We start from the raw sequence: 1,392 nt of genomic DNA on the forward strand, positions 1-1,392 counted from the left end.
TCGCCTATAATTCCTGTCGCAACCGGCACTGTCCGAAGTGTCAGGGGCCAGCCCGGGCCGCGTGGCTCGCCGCGCGAGAAGCCGACCTGCTGCCGGTTCCCTATTTCCACGTCGTCTTCACACTACCGACTCCGATCGCCGCGATCGCCTTTCAGAACAAGGCCATCGTTTATGCGATCCTGTTCAAAGCCGCCGCCGAGGCGATGTCGACGCTCGCCGCCAATCCACGCCGGCTCGGCGCCGGGATCGGCGTCGTCGCCGTCCTCCACACCTGGGGGCAGGCGCTGACGCACCATCCCCACGTCCACTGCGTCGTGCCGGGCGGCGGCCTCTCGCCCGATAGCGCGCCGCGCTGGATCGCCAGCCGACCAAACTTCTTCCTGGCCGTCAAACCGCTCGCCCGGCTGTTCAGACGCCTGTTCCTCGAACGTCTGACCGCTGCCTTCGACGCCGGCACCCTGAACTTCTTCGGCGATCTCGCATCCCTGGCCGAGCCTGCTGCCTTCACAGCTCACCTCGTCGCCATGCGGCGCATCAGCTGGGTCGTCTACGCCAAACGGCCGTTCGGCGGCCCCACGCAGGTGCTGGCCTATCTCGGCCGCTATACCCATCGCGTTGCAATCGCCAACAGCCGGCTCGTAGCCCTCGACCAGGATCACGTCGCCTTTACCTGGAAGGACTACCGCCAGAACGGCACGACAAAGATCATGAAGCTCAAGGCCGACGAGTTCATCCGCCGCTTCCTTCTTCACACGCTGCCCGATGGCTTCCATCGCATCCGCCACTTCGGCTTCATGGCCAACGGCCATCGCGCTGCCAAACTCGCCCTCTGCCGCAAACTTCTCGATCGTGAGCGGACAGCGCCAAACGATGGCGAGCCGTCGCCTGTGGAGTCGGACGCTCTGACGTGGCCCAAGGCTCCCGCCTGTCCTGACTGTGGTGGCGTCATGCGCATCGTCGAGCGCTTTCGACACAGCTTCAACCGCTCCAGTCCTCAAACATCCCCGTTCCGGTGCGATACATCGTGAGCCAAGTCATGCCGTGCACAACGATCGCTATTCGTCATTCCGCTCCCAGCGCCTCGATCATCGTGGACGCTGTCGAATCCGTGCTGCCACACGGCGCGACAACAACCGTCCGATGCAGCAAAATGCCTATCGCGATCTCCAGCCAAGCGCATCTGATCTCAACTCTTCCCCGATGCGCACATCTCGTGTCTCTGCCACACGCGGCGAGCCAGCAGATCGGGCCTTCCGATCTTGAACAATCCCCATAGCTGCAAAACCGCGCATAACCTCCCGCGCCTTCGTTCAATCCGGCTTCAATGAGGTCGCGTCACAAGCGCCTGCCGCGCCCTCGCGTGAGCGCGACCTCACAGAACCCTCCAGATTC

Annotated in this window: 1 protein-coding gene; it reads left to right on the top strand. The window is 63.6% G+C overall.

What is annotated here, in order from left to right; all coding sequences use genetic code 11:
- Window positions 1–1,028 (top strand): IS91 family transposase (locus AC0L30_RS42930; RefSeq protein ID WP_473406784.1); only part of this gene is annotated, 1,028 nt, incomplete at its 5' end.
- Window positions 1,029–1,392: the final 364 nt, after the last annotated feature.

This window comes from Bradyrhizobium sp. MI1.11 (genome assembly GCF_055811255.1).